Here is a 15,353-nt window from a genome sequence, read left to right on the forward strand (position 1 = left end):
ACCTGCTGATTACACTCGACTTTCATGTTTCGGAGCTACCCATGCTGCCTCTACTCCTTGCTTCCAGCTCGCCTTACCGCCGTGAATTGCTCGATCGCCTGCGCTTGCCATTCGTCTGTGCGTCGCCTGACATCGACGAAAGCCGCCGGCCGAACGAGCCTGCCATCGACCTTGTGACCCGCCTGGCGCGTGAGAAAGCCATGGCACTGGCCGAACGATTCCCCGACCACCTGATCATCGGGTCAGACCAGGTCGCCGTGCTTGGCGAACAGATCCTTGGCAAGCCGCACACGTTCGAGCGCGCGCTGGAACAGCTGAAGGAGAGCAGCGGCAACAGCGTCAGCTTCCTCACCGGCCTTGCGCTCTTCAACAGCCGCACGGGTCAGTGCCAAGTTGATTGCGTGCCCTTCACCGTGCACATGCGCCAGCTGGACGAGGCGCGTATCAGCCGCTACCTCCACGCCGAACAACCCTATGACTGCGCCGGCAGCTTCAAGGCCGAAGGACTGGGCGTCAGCCTCTTTCGCAGCACCGAGGGCGCGGATGCGACCAGCGTGATCGGCCTTCCTTTAATACGCCTGGTGGACATGTTGATGAACGAAGGCATCGAGCTGCCCTGATCTCGACAAAAATAAACAGATGCGAAAAGCCCGACCAATGGCCGGGCTTTTCTTCACACGCGAAGGCTGAAGCGATCAGCGCAGGGACGGCCCTTTGAAGCCTGCCCACATTGCGATCTGCTCGGCCACGCTGGCGCCCATCTTTTTGGAGAAACGATCGAACGCCGACTCTTGCACCGTGTAATCGACCATCTCTTTCTCGCCGATGATATCCCGCGCCACATAGCTGGCACTGCCAAGCCCATCGACCAGACCCAGGCCCACCGCCTGCTCGCCTGTCCAGACCAGCCCCGAGAACAGTTCCGGATGGTCCTTGTCTTTCAGGCGATCACCGCGACCCGCCTTCACACTGGCGATGAACTGCTTGTGGGTAGTGTCCAGAACGCCCTGCCAGAAGGCAGTCTCGTCAGGCTTTGGCGGCTGGAACGGATCAAGGAACGCCTTGTGCTCGCCCGACGTGTAGGTACGACGGTCAACACCCAGTTTTTCCATCGTGCCGACGAAACCGAAGCCGGCTGCCGTGACACCGATCGAACCCACCAGACTGGCTTTGTCCGCGTAGATCTGGTCAGCGGCGCTGGCGATGTAATACGCACCGGACGCACCCAGATCAGTGATCACCGCATACACCTTGATGTTCGGCTTCTGCGCGCGCAGACTACGGATCTCGTCGTAGATATAGCCGGACTGCACCGGACTGCCGCCCGGGCTGTTGATGCGCAGAATCACGCCCTTGGTTTTTTCATCTTCAAACGCTTTCCGCAAACTGCCAACGATGTTGTCGGCGCTGGCCGCCTCGGTGTCGGCAATCATGCCCTTCACTTCGATCAGCGCAGTGTGACTGGTGCTGCGCGAGGCGCCCTTGCCGAAATCCATCAGCGGCGAGAACAGCGCCAGTGCGCCGAACAGATAAAGAAAGGTCAGGGATTTGAAGAAGATTCCCCAGCGTCGTGACCGACGCTGCTCCTGCACGCTGGCGAGCAGGGTCTTTTCCAGCAGTTTCCAGCTTTTTGCATCCCCTGCGTCGTCGCGCGCTGGCGAAGACGGAGATTCCCATTCGTCCGACATAGATCAGTTACCCCAACAACGAAGTTTCAGCAGTCCGCGCACCCAACCAGGTGCGCAATTCGGAAAAGTGCTCGATCGCCAGACGCGGCTGGTATTGAAGCAGAGAGCCTAGCGCTTGCGCGCCGTACCCGACAGCCACCGAATCCATTCCGGCGTTACGCGCCATCAGCAGATCGAACGAAGCGTCGCCAACCATCAGCGCCTTTTCAGGCCTGACGCCGCAATGCTGCAGGATTTCATTGAGCATCAGCGGATCGGGCTTGCTGGCCGTTTCATCCGCTGCGCGGGTGGCGTCGAAGAAGTCGGTCCAGCCGTGTGCCTTCAACACCCGATCCAGACCACGCCGGGCCTTGCCGGTGGCGACCGCCAGGCGATAGCCCTCGTCACGAAACGCCTCCAGCGACTCACGCACCCCGTCGAACAGTTTCGAGGGCTCAACGTCCATGGCCATGTAACGGTCGGCATAGTGCTGCCGGAAATCGATCAGGTCATTGTCCGTGATATCCGGGTACAACGTGCGAATCGCTTCCGGCAAACCCAGACCAATGATGCCCTTGATCGCTGCATCGTCGCGCACCGGACGACCGGCAAGCTGTGCGGCGGCTTGCATCGCGTCGACGATACGACCGATGGAATCGGACAGCGTGCCGTCCCAGTCGAAGATCAGCAGTTCGTAATCAGGGCGCAAGCAGCAGTCGCTCCACGGTTTTGGCCCACATCTCGTCGACGGGCGCTTCGAGTTTCAACTCGCCACCGTCCGGCAGCGGCACGGTCAGAGCATAGGCGTGCAGGAACAGACGCTTGCCGCCGAGATCACGAATTTCGCGGCTGAAATCTTCATCGCCGTACTTGGGGTCACCGGCGATGCAGTGGCCGGCATGCAAGGCGTGGACGCGAATCTGGTGGGTACGGCCGGTAATGGGCCGGGCTTCGACCATGGTGGCGAAGTCGCCGAAGCGGCGCAGGACCTTGAACAGAGTCAGCGCCTCCTTGCCTTCCTCATTGACCTCGACCATGCGCTCGCCGGAACGAAGATTGCTCTTGAGCAACGGTGCCCGGACCTGCTTCTGCGCGGTCGGCCAGTTTCCGCGGACCAGCGCCATGTAACGCTTGTCCACGCCGTCGCCGCGCAACTGTTCGTGCAGGTGTCGCAACATGCTGCGCTTTTTGGCGATCATCAGCAGCCCGGAGGTGTCACGGTCCAGACGGTGGACCAGTTCCAGCTCCTTGGCGTCGGGACGCAGCTGACGAAAGGCTTCGATGACGCCAAAGCTCAAGCCGCTGCCACCGTGAACCGCGATGCCTGCGGGCTTGTTGAGGACGATCAGGCCTTTGTCTTCATGGACAATGGCGGCCTCAAGACGCTGCAGCAAACCCTGGGCAACCGGCACAGGTTCGTCGCGCTCAGGCACTCGAACGGGTGGGACGCGCACGACATCGCCCGCCTGAAGCTTGTACTCGGGCTTGATCCGGCCCTTGTTCACACGCACTTCGCCCTTGCGCAAAATGCGGTAAATCAAGGTCTTGGGAACGCCCTTGAGGTACGTGATCAGAAAGTTATCGATGCGCTGACCGGCAAATTCCGGCGCAACCTCTACCAGCCGGACGCCGGGGGTTGGGGGGGTAAGATTTGTCATGGCGCAAATCATAACAATTTTTTATGGATTTGAAGCACTTAATGATTGCTGCTATAGTCGCGAACGCCGCCAAAAGCGGCCTGGACAGCGGACAAACGGTATGACAGCCGGCCCTGCCCAACGCAATTCACGAGGGCGCGAGGCCGTCCTACGGGGCTTTCGGTGACAACGGAAGATATGCAAGCGTAACGAGCGCAGGTGACATGAGGCCTGAAACAAGCCCGATCGCAGAGTGAGTCACTCGCCATCGAGGCCCACGTTCAAGGCCAGTTCACAAAGTGCAGTCGCTGGTAGTCGCTCCGGGCGAATGCTTCGGAAACCATGCCTTATTTGAGCCATGACGCGCGGACTTCCCATGGAAGATCGCGATAAATGCAACCCGCTGCGGATTCAGCGCGCGGCAGCACCCGAATTATCAGGGATACGTGTGGGGTGGAGACGCACAACCGTCGGACTGTGTAGCACAAGGCTTTATTCAAGACGCTTCATATCGTCCGCTACCGATGGTTGATTCCTCCTCCTGACAAAGCTTTTGCTGACAGGGTGTCATTTGTCACCACAGCAAGCAGGAACGTCGTCGCGACTCGGCCCCGCTGGCCGAACCTCGTTAGACACTGGAGTGTTCAAGCACTCCTGACGTGCCCTGACACCGACCGTGAGAAGTCGTGTGTGCCGAACGCCGTTTCCGGCAGCCCGGAAACCGACGGTACTACATGAAAAGAATGCTGATTAACGCAACTCAACCCGAAGAGTTGCGTGTTGCGCTGGTAGACGGCCAGCGCCTCTACGACCTGGACATCGAATCCGGGGCCCGCGAACAGAAGAAGGCCAACATCTACAAAGGCCGGATCACGCGTATCGAACCCAGCCTTGAAGCCGCGTTTGTCGACTTCGGCTCCGAGCGTCACGGTTTTCTGCCGCTGAAAGAAATCTCCCGCGAATACTTCAAGAAGTCGCCCGAAGGCCGCGTCAACATCAAGGACGTCCTGAGCGAAGGCCAGGAAGTCATCGTTCAGGTCGAGAAAGAAGAGCGCGGCAACAAGGGCGCTGCCCTGACCACGTTCATCAGCCTCGCAGGCCGCTATCTGGTCCTGATGCCGAACAACCCGCGTGCCGGCGGCATCTCCCGTCGTATCGAAGGCGAAGAGCGCAACGAACTGCGTGAAGCGCTGAACGGCCTGATCGCCCCTGCCGACATGGGTCTGATCGTTCGCACTGCCGGCCTTGGCCGCAGCAGCGAAGAAATGCAGTGGGACCTCGATTACCTGCTGCAACTGTGGACCGCGATCAAAGAGGCTTCCCTCGACCGCTCCGCACCCTTCCTGATCTATCAGGAAAGCAACGTCATCATCCGCGCCATCCGCGACTATCTGCGCCAGGACATCGGCGAAGTGCTGATCGACAGCGTCGAAGCCCAGGAAGAAGCGCTGACGTTCATCCGTCAGGTGATGCCGCAGTACGCCAGCAAGATCAAACTCTACGAAGACAGCGTTCCGCTGTTCAACCGTTTCCAGATCGAAAGCCAGATCGAAACCGCCTTCCAGCGCGTCGTCGAACTGCCTTCCGGTGGCTCCATCGTCATCGATCCGACCGAAGCACTGGTGTCCATCGACATCAACTCGGCGCGCGCCACCAAAGGCAGCGACATCGAAGAGACCGCTCTGCAGACCAACCTTGAAGCGGCTGAGGAAATCGCCCGTCAACTGCGTCTGCGCGACATCGGCGGCCTGATCGTCATCGACTTCATCGACATGACCCCGGCCAAGAACCAGCGCGCCGTGGAAGAAAAGGTCCGTGAAAGCCTCGAAGCCGACCGTGCCCGCGTTCAGGTCGGTCGCATCTCGCGCTTCGGCCTGCTGGAAATGTCCCGTCAGCGTCTGCGTCCATCCCTGGGTGAGAGCAGCGGCATTGTCTGCCCGCGTTGCAACGGCACCGGCATCATTCGTGACGTTGAATCGCTGTCCCTGGCAATCCTGCGCCTGATCGAAGAAGAAGCGCTGAAAGACCGCACGGCCGAAGTGCGCGCTCAAGTGCCGATCCCGGTCGCTGCGTTCCTGCTCAACGAAAAACGCAACTCGATCACCAAGATCGAACTGCGCACCCGCGCGCGCATCATCATCCTGCCGAACGACCATCTCGAAACCCCGCACTTCGAAGTGCAGCGTTTGCGTGATGACAGTCCGGAAGCCCACAGCCTGCAGACCAGCTATGAAATCGCTGCCGCTGCTGCTGAAGTGGAAGAAGTTGCACCGCCTGCCGCTGCTACCCGCACCCTGGTTCGCCAGGAAGCGGCAGTCAAGACCGCTCCGGCCCGTGCCAACGCACCGGTTCCGGTTGAAGCCGCTGCACCGGTTGCCGCTGCGCCTGCACCGGTTGCCCACGAGCCAAGCTTGTTCAAAGGCTTGGTGAAGTCGCTGGTCAGCCTGTTCGCTTCCAAGGAAGAGCCTGCCGCTGCCGCACCTGCCGCCGTGGTCGAAAAACCGGCTGCCGAGCGTCCTGCGCGCAACGACGAGCGTCGTAATGGCCGTCAGCAGAGCCGCAGCCGTAACGGCCGTCGTGACGAAGAACGCAAGCCGCGTGAAGAACGTGCGCCGCGTGCCGATCGCGAAGAACGCGCACCCCGTGAAGAACGTGCCCCACGTGAGGAGCGCGCGCCTCGTGAAGAGCGTGCACCGCGCGAGCCGCGTGAAGCCCGTGAAGAAACTACCGCACCGCGTGAAGAGCGTCAGGCCCGTGCGCCTCGCGAAGAGCGTCAGCCACGTGCTGGGCGTGAAGACCGCAAGCCGCGTGAAGAGCGTGTGCGTGAACTGCGTGAGCCGATCGACGCCGCACCGGCTGTCAACCTGCCCCGCGAAGAACGCCCTGAGCGCGCCCCGCGTGAAGAGCGTCAGCCGCGTGCGCCGCGTGAAGAACGTCAACCACGCGCCGAACAGGCTGCAGTGGCAGCTGAAGACGAAACCCTGCTGACCAGCGAAGAGCAACAGGATGACAACCAGGAGCACGCCGAAGGCGATCGCCCTCGTCGTCGTTCACGTGGTCAGCGTCGTCGCAGCAACCGTCGTGAGCGTCAGCGTGACGCCAACGGCAATGAAATCGAAGGCAGTGAAGGCGTTGAGGGTTCGGAAGGTTCTGAAGCCAACGACGGCGAAGGCAATGAGCACAGTCATGAGTCCCATGACGAAGTGCACGCGAACGCCGACCGTGGCGATGTCGCTGCCGGTGCAAGCGTTGCTGCCGTAGCGGAGCGCGTCATCAGCGCCACCGCCGAAGCCGATGCCCACCGTCAGGCTGAACGTGCGAACACGTCCGTTGAAGCCAGCGCGACTGAAGCAGCACCGGTGGCTCAGGCTTACGAAGCAGCGCCAGAAGCGCCCGTCGTCGAAACCCCTGCGCCTGAAGCCAAGCGTTCGGTGATGCCGGAAGTGGAAGTAGCAACGTTCGACGCCTCGCTGAGCCCGTTCGAACGCCAGGTGAAAGCAGCTGCTGAAGCTGAATCGACCGACACGCCAGCCAGTGCCGAGACTTCGGTCGCTGTTGAAGCGCCCGCGGTTGTGGAAGCCCCGGCCTTTATGCCGACTCCTGCGCTGGTGCATGAGGCGGTTGAAGTCGCCGTGGCTGAGCCGGTTCACGTTGTTGAGCCTGTTAAAGCCGAGCATGTCCAGGCTGCTGAGCCTGTTCAGACGGCCGAGCCTGCCGAAGCGTCTGAGCTCGTTCAGATCTCTGAACCTGCTCAAGCCGCCGAGCCAGTGCACGCCAAGGCCTCGGTAATCGACGCGCCGACCGTGGTTGAACCCGTTGCTCAGCAGCCTGTGGCCGCTGAACCGGTCATCGCGCCAGCCGTAGAAGCGCCAGCTCAGACTGCAGCGCCGGAAATCGTCGCTGCGCCAGTCGCTGTCGAACCTCCTCAAGTGCCGGTTGCAGAACCGGCCAAAGAAGAGGCGCCTGCGCTGCCGGTTGCCAGCAATGGCCGTGCACCGAACGATCCCCGTGAAGTGCGCCGCCGTCGTCTGGAAGCCGAGCGTCAGCAGAAAGAGGCCCAAGCCTCGGATGAGCCTAAACCGCTCGTTTAATCGGCGGTAACTAAAAAGCCCCACCTGTGTAAGCAGGTGGGGCTTTTTTATGCTTGGAGGTTTGAAATCAGCCGGGTTGAAAGATCAGCGCAGCAGGCACGTCCACGTCCCACAACACACCTGGGTCGTCAACCTCGATCTCCTTGATCCGCGCGCCCTGGAAAAGCCGTTTGGCGCCCTTCTCCCCGGCAAGTGCCATGAGCGCTGGCCCGAACGCACGACCAAAAGCGACGGGGTGCCCATAACGCCCGCCATGGACCGGTACGCTGATGGCGTCGTCCTCCACCGAGCAGGCCACGCGCTCGAGTGTGTCAGCATGAATGAAGGGCATGTCGCCCAACGCAATCAACCAGCCGCGATGAGCAGGCTCGGCCGATACAGCAGCGGCGATGCTGTCGCCCATGCCAGGGGAATCCAGCACCACCACTTCACAGCCGTGGCGCAGACCCAACTCGGCCACGCTGCAGTAATCGGCTCGTGTCAGAAGGACGGTTTTATCGGCGAGGGTTTTTACGTGGGCAAGCACCTGCTCCAGCACCGACCGCTCCGCACCGTCACGCCCGATGCATTGCGCCAGGAGCTTGTTGCGGTGGTCACCGGCAACTGCCCGATATCGGCTGCCGAGGCCCGCCGCCAGCACGACGGCACACAGCGTTTCACTCATGTTCAACCCTCATGGGATACACGCTGACTGAAACTCAAACCGGAAGAGGACGGATCCCACGGTCAATACAGGTTGGGTTCCATTTCCAGCGCAACACCGAAGCGCTCGAGGATGTCCGCCTGAATCCGCTGCGCGAGACCGAGCAATTGCCCGCCCGATGCCTGGCCGTAATTGACCAGCACCAGCGACTGCAGCGCATGAACGCCGGCGTCACCATCACGAAAGCCCTTCCAGCCCGCCTGCTCGATCAACCAGCCGGCCGCCAGTTTTACCTGACCATCGGCCTGAGGGTAGCCGACCACGCCAGGGTGCGTGAGTTTGATGACAGCCACACGCTCGGCGGACACCAGAGGGTTCTTGAAGAAGCTCCCCGCGTTGCCCAGCGTCGCGGGGTCCGGCAGTTTTTCGCTGCGAATGGCGCAGATCGCCCGGCTCACGTGGATCGGCGAAGGCTCTTTGATGCCCTGCTCTTCCAGCCGCTGACGCACCGGACCGTAATCGAGATGCAGGCTCGCCGAGTAACTGAGCTTGAAGCGAACCCGCAGGATCAGCCAGCGGTTTGGCTGACGCTTGAATAGGCTGTCCCGGTAACCGAACGCGCAGTCGGCCAGGCCAAATTCCCGCAGCTCGCCGTTGTGTCGATCGATCGCGGTCAGGCTGTGGAAAACATCCTTGAGTTCAACGCCGTAAGCGCCGATGTTTTGCATCGGTGCAGCGCCGACGGTGCCCGGGATCAGGCTGAGGTTTTCCAGCCCGGCCAGTCCCTGAGCGAGCGTGTCCTGGACGAAAGGATGCCAGGGCTCCCCCGCCTCCGCTTCAACAATGGCGCCGCCGCAATCCTCGTGGGTGATGCGGATGCCCCGGCTGGCCATGCGCAACACGAGGGCATCGACGTCACGGGTCAGCAGCAGGTTGCTGCCGCCGCCGATGACCATCAGCGGCACGTCGTGGCTGGCCGAATACGCGAGGGCCTCGCGCACGTCGTCGTCGCTGAACGCCTCGGCAAAACGCCGGGCATGCACAGCCACGCCGAACGTGTTGTACGGTTTGAGGGATACGTCGTGCTGCACATTCAGCGTCATGGGTGCATCCGCGAAAACAGTGGAAGAACGACCAGAGCCATGCTCATCAACCCTCCAGCAGACGACGAACGCGTTCCAGGTCTTCAGCGGTGTCGACGCCGGCCGGTGGCGCTTCAAGGGCATCGGCCACGTGAATGCGCACGCCGTGCCAGAGCGCACGCAACTGCTCGAGGTTTTCGGTGTTTTCCAGCCAGCATGGGCCCCAGCTGACGAAGTCGTGGAGGAAACCGGCGCGGTAGGCATAAATGCCGATGTGACGGCGATACGGCACGCCTTCCGGCAGCTCGTCGCGGGTCTTCGCCAGCGCATCGCGAGCCCAGGGCAGCGGCGCGCGGCTGAAGGTCAGCGCCAGACCATTGAGGTCCGAGCAGACCTTGACCACATTGGGATTGAACAGTGATGCCACGTCCTCGATCGGCTCGGCGAGGGTCGACATGCGCGCTTCGGGGTGTGCGGCGAGATTGTCGGCAACCTGATCGATCACAGCGGGCGGGATCATCGGCTCGTCGCCCTGGACGTTGACCACGATGGCGTCGTCGGCCAGACCCAGCTTGGCGGCGACTTCAGCCAGGCGGTCGGTCCCGGAGTTGTGATCGTCGCGGGTCATCAGCACTTCGGCGCCGAACGACTGGCAGGCGTCGACGATGCGCTGATCGTCAGTGGCAACCACCACGCGCTCTGCGCTGCTTTTGCGCGCCTGTTCCCAGACGTGCTGGATCATCGGCTTGCCGGCGATGGTTTTCAGCGGCTTGCCCGGAAAGCGACTGGAGCCGTAGCGTGCCGGAATGACAACGGTGAACGCTGCGGTCATTTGTCCAGACGCTCGTCGGCGGTGAGGGTGCGCGCTTCGCTTTCCAGCATCACCGGGATGCCGTCGCGGATCGGATAGGCAAGGCCGGCGCCTTTGCTGATCAGCTCGGTTTTATCGGCGCTGAGCTTGAGCGGCCCCTTGCAGATCGGGCAGGCAAGAATGTCGAGCAATTTGGTGTCCATAAGAGATCCTGAGCGAGTCATGGCAAAAGACGGGTTAACTGCGAATCGAACCAACTGACGAACGCCGGCGAAGGCGCGGCTTCCACGGCCAGATACCACCAGTCCGGCGCGGCGAAGGAGGCGCATTTGACGGCGTCCTTCTCGGTCATGACCACGGGCAATGCCGGGGTGAACGACAGGGACTGGGCACTGAACACCGCGTGGTCGGCGAACGCATGTGGAACAGGCCGCCAGTGTAGTCCTTCGAGGGTGTTGAAGAAACGTTGTGGATTACCGATGCCGGCCACCGCGTGGATCTGTGTGCCGGGCGAGAAATGATCGACCGGCCGGCGTTCACCGCTGAGCAGGTTGACCAGCGCGGAGGGCTTGAGCTGAAACCCAAAGCCGTTTTCGCGATCGGCGCCGGCGCCGTTGTACAGCAGGGCATCCACGCTTTGCAGCCGCTCGACTGGTTCGCGCAACGGGCCCTCCGGCAGGCAGCGGCGATTGCCAAGCCCGCGGACGGCATCGATCAGCACCAGTTCGAGGTCGCGGTTCAGGCGGTAGTGCTGCAGGCCGTCATCGGAAAGAATGAGGTCGAGGGGCTCTTCAGCCAGCAAGGCGCGCACGGCTTGCGAGCGGTCCGGGTCGATCATCAGCGGCACGCCGGTACGATTGACGATCAGCAGCGGTTCATCGCCCGCGTGCTCGGCAGTCTGTTGCGGCAGTACGCGCCAGGGTAGGCTCGGCGGTTTGGCGCCGTAGCCGCGACTGACCACACCGACGCGCAGGCCGCGCGCCCGGCAATGATCGATCATCCAGAGAATCAGCGGCGTCTTGCCGGTGCCGCCTATGGTGATATTGCCGACGACAACGACCGGAACGGGCGCTTTATAGATGTCGCCCTGCCCTGCGAGGAAACGCGCGCGCTTGCGGTTCACCACGCGCCGGTACAGGCATTCGAGCGGGCGCAATAACACCAGCGCCGGATGGCCGTTGTACCAGGCGTCGAGCAGTCGGTCAGTGAATGCCATCAGTTAGCCGATGCGGCCTCGACGGTGGTCATGCGCAAATGAGCGAAACCGAGTTTGCCGGCAGCATCCATGGCGGTAATCACCGCCTGATGGGGGGTCTTGCCATCAGCGCTGATCGACAGCGGCAGGCTGGTGTCGCCCTCGGACTCCTTTTGCAAGGCATCAATCAGGGTTTCCAGCTTGCTGTCGCCCAGCAGCGTGTTGTTCACCGAGTAAACACCGTCGGCATTGATGGTGATGTCGAGGTGCTTTTTGTCGACATCATCGGCCGAGGCACCGGTCACCGCCTGGGGCAGGTCTACGCGCAGCTGGGTTTCGCGGGTGAACGTGGTGGTCACGACAAAGAACAGCAGCAGGATGAACACCACGTCGATCAGCGACACCAGATTGATGTCGATGGTCTCCCTGGGCTTGCGACGGCGGAATTTCACTTCTTCTTGCCCTCACCACGCGCGGCAGCCTTGATGTCCGGCTTGGCGTCGGTCAGATCGACGTCACGATCGCCCTGCACGACTTCCACCAGCTTGATGGCTTCCTGTTCCATGCCGACGACCAGTTCATCCACGCGGCTTTGCAGGTAGCGGTGAAAGAAGATCGCGGGAATCGCAACGGTCAGGCCAGAGGCGGTGCAGATGAGTGCCTTGCCAATACCGCCGGCGAGCATACCGGCGTTACCGGTCATGCCGCTGCTGGTGAACGAGCTGAAAATGTCGATCATGCCGAGCACGGTACCCAGCAGGCCCAGCAGCGGGGCCATGGCAGCGATGGTGCCGAGTGTGGCCAGATAGCGTTCGAGCTCGTGAATGACCCGGGCTGCGGCCTCCTCGATGCACTCTTTCATGATCTCGCGGCCATGACGGGAATTGGCGAGGCCTGCGGCGAGGATTTCACCCAATGGCGAATCGGCGCGCAGCTCCTTGAGCTTTTCGGCGCTCAGCTGGTTGTCCTGAATCCAGCGCCACACCTGGCCGAGCAAATGCGGCGGCGTGATGCGGCTGGCGCGCAGGGTCCAGAGGCGTTCAATGATGATTCCGACGGCGGCGATGGAACTCAAAATGATCGGTAGCATCATCCAGCCACCTGATTTGACCAGCTCCCACACAGCGACCACCCCCTCAAAAAAAGTGGCGCCACTCTAACATAGCGTCGGCGCCTCGCCGAACGTGTCGATGAATAACCAGACCTTTCAGTCACGCCAGAAGCGTCGCGTCCTACGTTCGGCCTGCGCCTTTTCGTAAGCGCCCAACTGCACGGTGATAGCACCCATGACAGCGCTGTCGTGGATTTCCATGCCCGACCACGCATACCGCGACATCACCAGCGGATGGGGATGACCGAACGCATTATTGCGGCCTCGGGAAATCAGCACGCCCCGGGCGCCGACCGCGCGCAGAAACGCCCGGGACGACGAGCTGCGGCTGCCGTGGTGGGGGGATTGCAGCCAGTGGGCGCTGACGTTGAAGCCATCGGCGAGCATCGCGCGCTCTGCCTCCACGTCGATATCACCGGTCAGCAACAGCCGCTCGCCATTGGCCTCGACGCTGAGCACGCACGAAGCCTGATTGCCCTCGGCGGCCTGCTCCCAACTCCAGGTGGAAAAAGTCACCTCATCCCACGTCCATGTTTCCCCGTTACTGCAGGACTCGGCCGACCACTCGGCAGGCATGCGCCCTACGTCTCCCGCCAGCACTCTCGCAACGGGCACGCCTTTTAGAACGGCGGCGGCGCCACCGGCATGATCAGAATCGGCATGACTGAGCAGCAGCGTGTCCAGCTGCCTGACCCCGGCGCGCCGAATGGCCGGCAACACCACGCGCTCGCCGATATCGAAATCGCCGAAGCGCGGCCCCGCGTCGTACAGCAGGGCGTGATCACGGGTACGGAGCAATATGGCAAGACCCTGCCCTACGTCCAGTTGCAACACTTCGACTTGCCCGGCGGGCACTGTCTTCTGCGGCGGAAAGATGCACAGCAACAGTAACGGCCAGCCCAGCGGACGCATCGGCAGGCCTGTGGGCAGTAACAGCAGCAACGCGCCGAGCAGGCTGAGCGGCCAGACCCACACCGGCACGTGGGGCCCGGTCCAGGCAGGAGCGAGATCCGCCATGAACGAGAGCCATCGAAACAACCCGTCCATCGAACCGCCCCCCAGCCACAGCAGGCTTTCGCCAAGGGATGGAATCGCCAGCAGCAGCGTGCCGAGCAACGCCAGCGGCAGAATCAACAGGCTTACCCACGGCACGGCGAGCAGATTGACGACGGGGCCGCTCACGCTCACCGGCAGGTTCAGCGCCAGCAACACCGGCAACAGGCCAAGCGCAATCAGCCATTGTGCGCGGGTCCAGCTCTTCAGCCAGCTCCACCGCCCGAGTCGCCCGCTGAAGATCAGCATCAGGATCGCGACGGCCAGAAACGACAGCCAAAAGCCAGGGCGCAGCGTGATCAACGGCTCGGCGATCAGCACCAGATTCAGCGCCAGCAAAAGCGGCCACGTGGTGCCCAGATGGCGGAACCGCAGACGCCACAGCAGCACCAGACCCAGCATGGTGACAGCCCGCTGCACCGGCACTTCAAACCCCGCCAGCACGCCATAGGCCAGCGCGCCCGAGAAGGCCGCGATGCACGCCGAGGGCAGCCAGGGCAAAAACGCCGGCCACGCGCCCCAACGGGCCAGCCCGGCGACGAGCCCGTAGAGCAAACCGGCGAGCAAGCCGATGTGCGTCCCGGAAATGACCAACAGGTGAACGGTGCCGGTGTCCTGCAGGACCTGCCAATCGGCGGTGCTCAGTCCTGAATCGTCCCCCAGCACCAAGGCGGCCAGCCCGCCCTGTCGGCCCTGGGCATCCACACTGAGCAGGCGCTGGCGGATGCCGTCGCGCCAGTTGCCCCGGGCCGGTTCGAGCAACTGACCGTCCACCACGGTGCCAGTGGCGCCAATGCGCTGGGCCAGCAGCCACGCCTGGTAATCGAACGCGCCGGGATTGACCAGCCCACCGGGCCGCTTGAGTTTGACCGCCAGACGCCAGCGCTCGCCGCTGCCGACCGGCGGGCCGCCATACCAGCCGATGCGGATCTGCTCGGGCAACCGCGCGCGTCGTGAAACGGGATCATCCAGCTGAAACCGCACCACGCTGTCGAGGGTCTGTGGCAGCCCGACCACGCGCCCTTCCAGCCAGAGCGTCTGCCCATCGAGGCGCTCGGCCAGTCGGTCATCCAGCGCCGATGACGCCGACACACAGGCCCAAGTGAGTCCGAATAGATAAAACGCCAGCGGGTAAGTGCGAAACGGCAGCAGCATCAGCGCCACCACGGGCATCGCCAGCAGCAACCAGACCGGCGGTAATGCTGGCAAAAAACGTAGCGTCAGCAATCCGAGTGCGAGGGCGAGCATCCCTGTGCGCATGAGGCTTTCCTTATCTGCAGGCTAAATCAACCTCCATGGCTTAGTCGATGCCCCGGCACGCGCGCTTATTAATTGTCACAAAGTCTGAATTTGCGTTTGCGACTATCCGTGCATACTTCCTCGAATTTCCCGCCCACCTCGCCGGATTCCCGTATGCCACGCCACCTGATCAAGCGGTACATGCCCGATCCGAACAGCATCCGGGAACACAAATCCTTACGCTTTCTTGGCTCTCTTCTGCACGACCCCAACCTCTGGCACCTCAATCGACGCTCCGTGGCGCGCGCGATGGGGATCGGGCTGTTCGCCGCCTTGATGCCGATGCCATTGCAGATGCTGCTGGCCGCCGTGCTGGCGATCTGGGTGCGGGCCAACATGCCGATTGCGGTGAGTCTGTGCTGGCTGACCAACCCGCTGACGATGCCGCCGGTGTTCTATTGCACCTACAAAATCGGTGCGCTGCTCATGGGCTTGCCGCCACGGCATTTCCCGGACGAACTGAGCTGGGACTGGATCAGCGGGCAGCTTTCTACCCTGTGGCAGCCATTTTTGCTGGGGTCGGTGGTGGCGGGGATCGTGCTGGGCGTGGCGGGGTATTTCGGGACGATGGGGTATTGGCGCTGGTGGGTCGGACGGCAGTGGAAGCAGCGCAAGGCTAAACGTCAGTAGCGCCAACGCCGCCAATCCGGTGGGAGCGAGCTTGCTCGCGAAGAGGTCAGTACATCCGCTACCCATTCAGCGCGTGTAATGGAGTCTTCGCGAGCAAGCTCGCTCTCACATAAGAATGCGGCGGACTCATGATC

14 protein-coding genes are annotated in these 15,353 nt (G+C 62.3%); 3 read left to right on the plus strand and 11 right to left on the minus strand.

What is annotated here, in order from left to right; genetic code table 11:
• Positions 1-41 precede the first annotated feature (41 nt).
• Positions 42-620: a Maf family protein gene (locus QMX88_RS20520; RefSeq protein WP_282372050.1), complete on the plus strand. Its 579-nt coding sequence runs from the start codon at positions 42-44 to the stop codon at positions 618-620.
• A 75-nt stretch (positions 621-695) separates the two neighbouring features.
• On the opposite strand, the gene sppA is transcribed toward QMX88_RS20520, so the two are convergent.
• From sppA to rluC, 3 genes are read right to left on the minus strand one after another with little or no spacing between them, the layout of a single operon-like run.
• Positions 696-1,688, minus strand: coding sequence for a signal peptide peptidase SppA (gene sppA, locus QMX88_RS20525; protein WP_282372051.1), 993 nt, complete (start codon positions 1,686-1,688; stop codon positions 696-698).
• Between the two features lie 7 nt (positions 1,689-1,695).
• Positions 1,696-2,376 carry an HAD-IA family hydrolase gene (locus tag QMX88_RS20530; RefSeq protein WP_282372052.1) on the minus strand — a complete coding sequence of 227 codons (681 nt, stop codon included), beginning with the start codon at positions 2,374-2,376 and terminating at the stop codon, positions 1,696-1,698.
• The gene (rluC, locus tag QMX88_RS20535) at positions 2,366-3,325 is read right to left on the minus strand and encodes a 23S rRNA pseudouridine(955/2504/2580) synthase RluC (RefSeq protein WP_192172737.1); all 960 of its coding nucleotides are present in this window, start codon (positions 3,323-3,325) and stop codon (positions 2,366-2,368) included. The genes QMX88_RS20530 and rluC overlap by 11 nt, the downstream gene beginning before the upstream one ends.
• Before the next feature lie 713 nt (positions 3,326-4,038).
• Here rluC and rne point away from each other — a divergent pair.
• Positions 4,039-7,395, plus strand: a complete 3,357-nt coding sequence (gene rne / locus QMX88_RS20540) for a ribonuclease E (RefSeq protein ID WP_442969481.1) — start codon at positions 4,039-4,041, stop codon at positions 7,393-7,395.
• Positions 7,396-7,462: 67 nt separating this feature from the next.
• On the opposite strand, the gene QMX88_RS20545 is transcribed toward rne, so the two are convergent.
• From QMX88_RS20545 to QMX88_RS20580, 8 genes are all read right to left on the minus strand, one after another.
• Positions 7,463-8,059 (minus strand): nucleotidyltransferase family protein, encoded by a 597-nt coding sequence (locus QMX88_RS20545; protein WP_282372054.1) that lies wholly within the window; start codon positions 8,057-8,059, stop codon positions 7,463-7,465.
• Between the two features lie 62 nt (positions 8,060-8,121).
• A complete protein-coding gene (gene murB / locus QMX88_RS20550; protein ID WP_282372055.1) occupies positions 8,122-9,141 on the minus strand; it encodes a UDP-N-acetylmuramate dehydrogenase in 1,020 nt (339 codons plus the stop codon).
• A 46-nt stretch (positions 9,142-9,187) separates the two neighbouring features.
• A complete protein-coding gene (kdsB, locus tag QMX88_RS20555) occupies positions 9,188-9,952 on the minus strand; it encodes a 3-deoxy-manno-octulosonate cytidylyltransferase (protein WP_282372056.1) in 765 nt (254 codons plus the stop codon).
• A complete protein-coding gene (locus QMX88_RS20560; RefSeq protein ID WP_071551147.1) occupies positions 9,949-10,134 on the minus strand; it encodes a Trm112 family protein in 186 nt (61 codons plus the stop codon). The genes kdsB and QMX88_RS20560 overlap by 4 nt, the downstream gene beginning before the upstream one ends.
• A 17-nt stretch (positions 10,135-10,151) precedes the next feature.
• Positions 10,152-11,147 carry a tetraacyldisaccharide 4'-kinase gene (gene lpxK, locus QMX88_RS20565; protein WP_282372059.1) on the minus strand — a complete coding sequence of 332 codons (996 nt, stop codon included), beginning with the start codon at positions 11,145-11,147 and terminating at the stop codon, positions 10,152-10,154.
• Entirely contained in the window at positions 11,147-11,578 is a 432-nt protein-coding gene (locus QMX88_RS20570) for an ExbD/TolR family protein (RefSeq protein WP_065993112.1), read from the minus strand. The genes lpxK and QMX88_RS20570 overlap by 1 nt, the downstream gene beginning before the upstream one ends.
• Positions 11,575-12,249, minus strand: a complete 675-nt coding sequence (locus QMX88_RS20575) for a MotA/TolQ/ExbB proton channel family protein (protein WP_192172743.1) — start codon at positions 12,247-12,249, stop codon at positions 11,575-11,577. Before QMX88_RS20575 ends, QMX88_RS20570 begins: the two co-directional genes overlap by 4 nt.
• Before the next feature lie 84 nt (positions 12,250-12,333).
• Positions 12,334-14,550, minus strand: a complete 2,217-nt coding sequence (locus tag QMX88_RS20580) for a DNA internalization-related competence protein ComEC/Rec2 (protein WP_282372061.1) — start codon at positions 14,548-14,550, stop codon at positions 12,334-12,336.
• 153 nt (positions 14,551-14,703) lie between these two features.
• Here QMX88_RS20580 and QMX88_RS20585 point away from each other — a divergent pair, with 153 nt between their 5' ends.
• Positions 14,704-15,219 carry a DUF2062 domain-containing protein gene (locus QMX88_RS20585; RefSeq protein ID WP_192172745.1) on the plus strand — a complete coding sequence of 172 codons (516 nt, stop codon included), beginning with the start codon at positions 14,704-14,706 and terminating at the stop codon, positions 15,217-15,219.
• Positions 15,220-15,353 lie beyond the last annotated feature (134 nt).

The organism is Pseudomonas sp. PS02290, assembly GCF_029960075.1.
Classification (GTDB): domain Bacteria; phylum Pseudomonadota; class Gammaproteobacteria; order Pseudomonadales; family Pseudomonadaceae; genus Aquipseudomonas.

Bases quoted from the DNA above. Each gene is read 5' to 3' on its own strand.
- QMX88_RS20520 (WP_282372050.1), top strand. From the start codon at position 42: ATGCTGCCTCTACTCCTTGCTTCCAGCTCGCCTTACCGCCGTGAATTG.
- sppA (WP_282372051.1), bottom strand. From the start codon at position 1,688: ATGTCGGACGAATGGGAATCTCCGTCTTCGCCAGCGCGCGACGACGCA.
- rluC (WP_192172737.1), bottom strand. From the start codon at position 3,325: ATGACAAATCTTACCCCCCCAACCCCCGGCGTCCGGCTGGTAGAGGTT.
- rne (WP_442969481.1), top strand. From the start codon at position 4,039: ATGAAAAGAATGCTGATTAACGCAACTCAACCCGAAGAGTTGCGTGTT.
- QMX88_RS20545 (WP_282372054.1), bottom strand. From the start codon at position 8,059: ATGAGTGAAACGCTGTGTGCCGTCGTGCTGGCGGCGGGCCTCGGCAGC.
- murB (WP_282372055.1), bottom strand. From the start codon at position 9,141: ATGACGCTGAATGTGCAGCACGACGTATCCCTCAAACCGTACAACACG.
- kdsB (WP_282372056.1), bottom strand. From the start codon at position 9,952: ATGACCGCAGCGTTCACCGTTGTCATTCCGGCACGCTACGGCTCCAGT.
- QMX88_RS20560 (WP_071551147.1), bottom strand. From the start codon at position 10,134: ATGGACACCAAATTGCTCGACATTCTTGCCTGCCCGATCTGCAAGGGG.
- lpxK (WP_282372059.1), bottom strand. From the start codon at position 11,147: ATGGCATTCACTGACCGACTGCTCGACGCCTGGTACAACGGCCATCCG.
- QMX88_RS20580 (WP_282372061.1), bottom strand. From the start codon at position 14,550: ATGCGCACAGGGATGCTCGCCCTCGCACTCGGATTGCTGACGCTACGT.
- QMX88_RS20585 (WP_192172745.1), top strand. From the start codon at position 14,704: ATGCCACGCCACCTGATCAAGCGGTACATGCCCGATCCGAACAGCATC.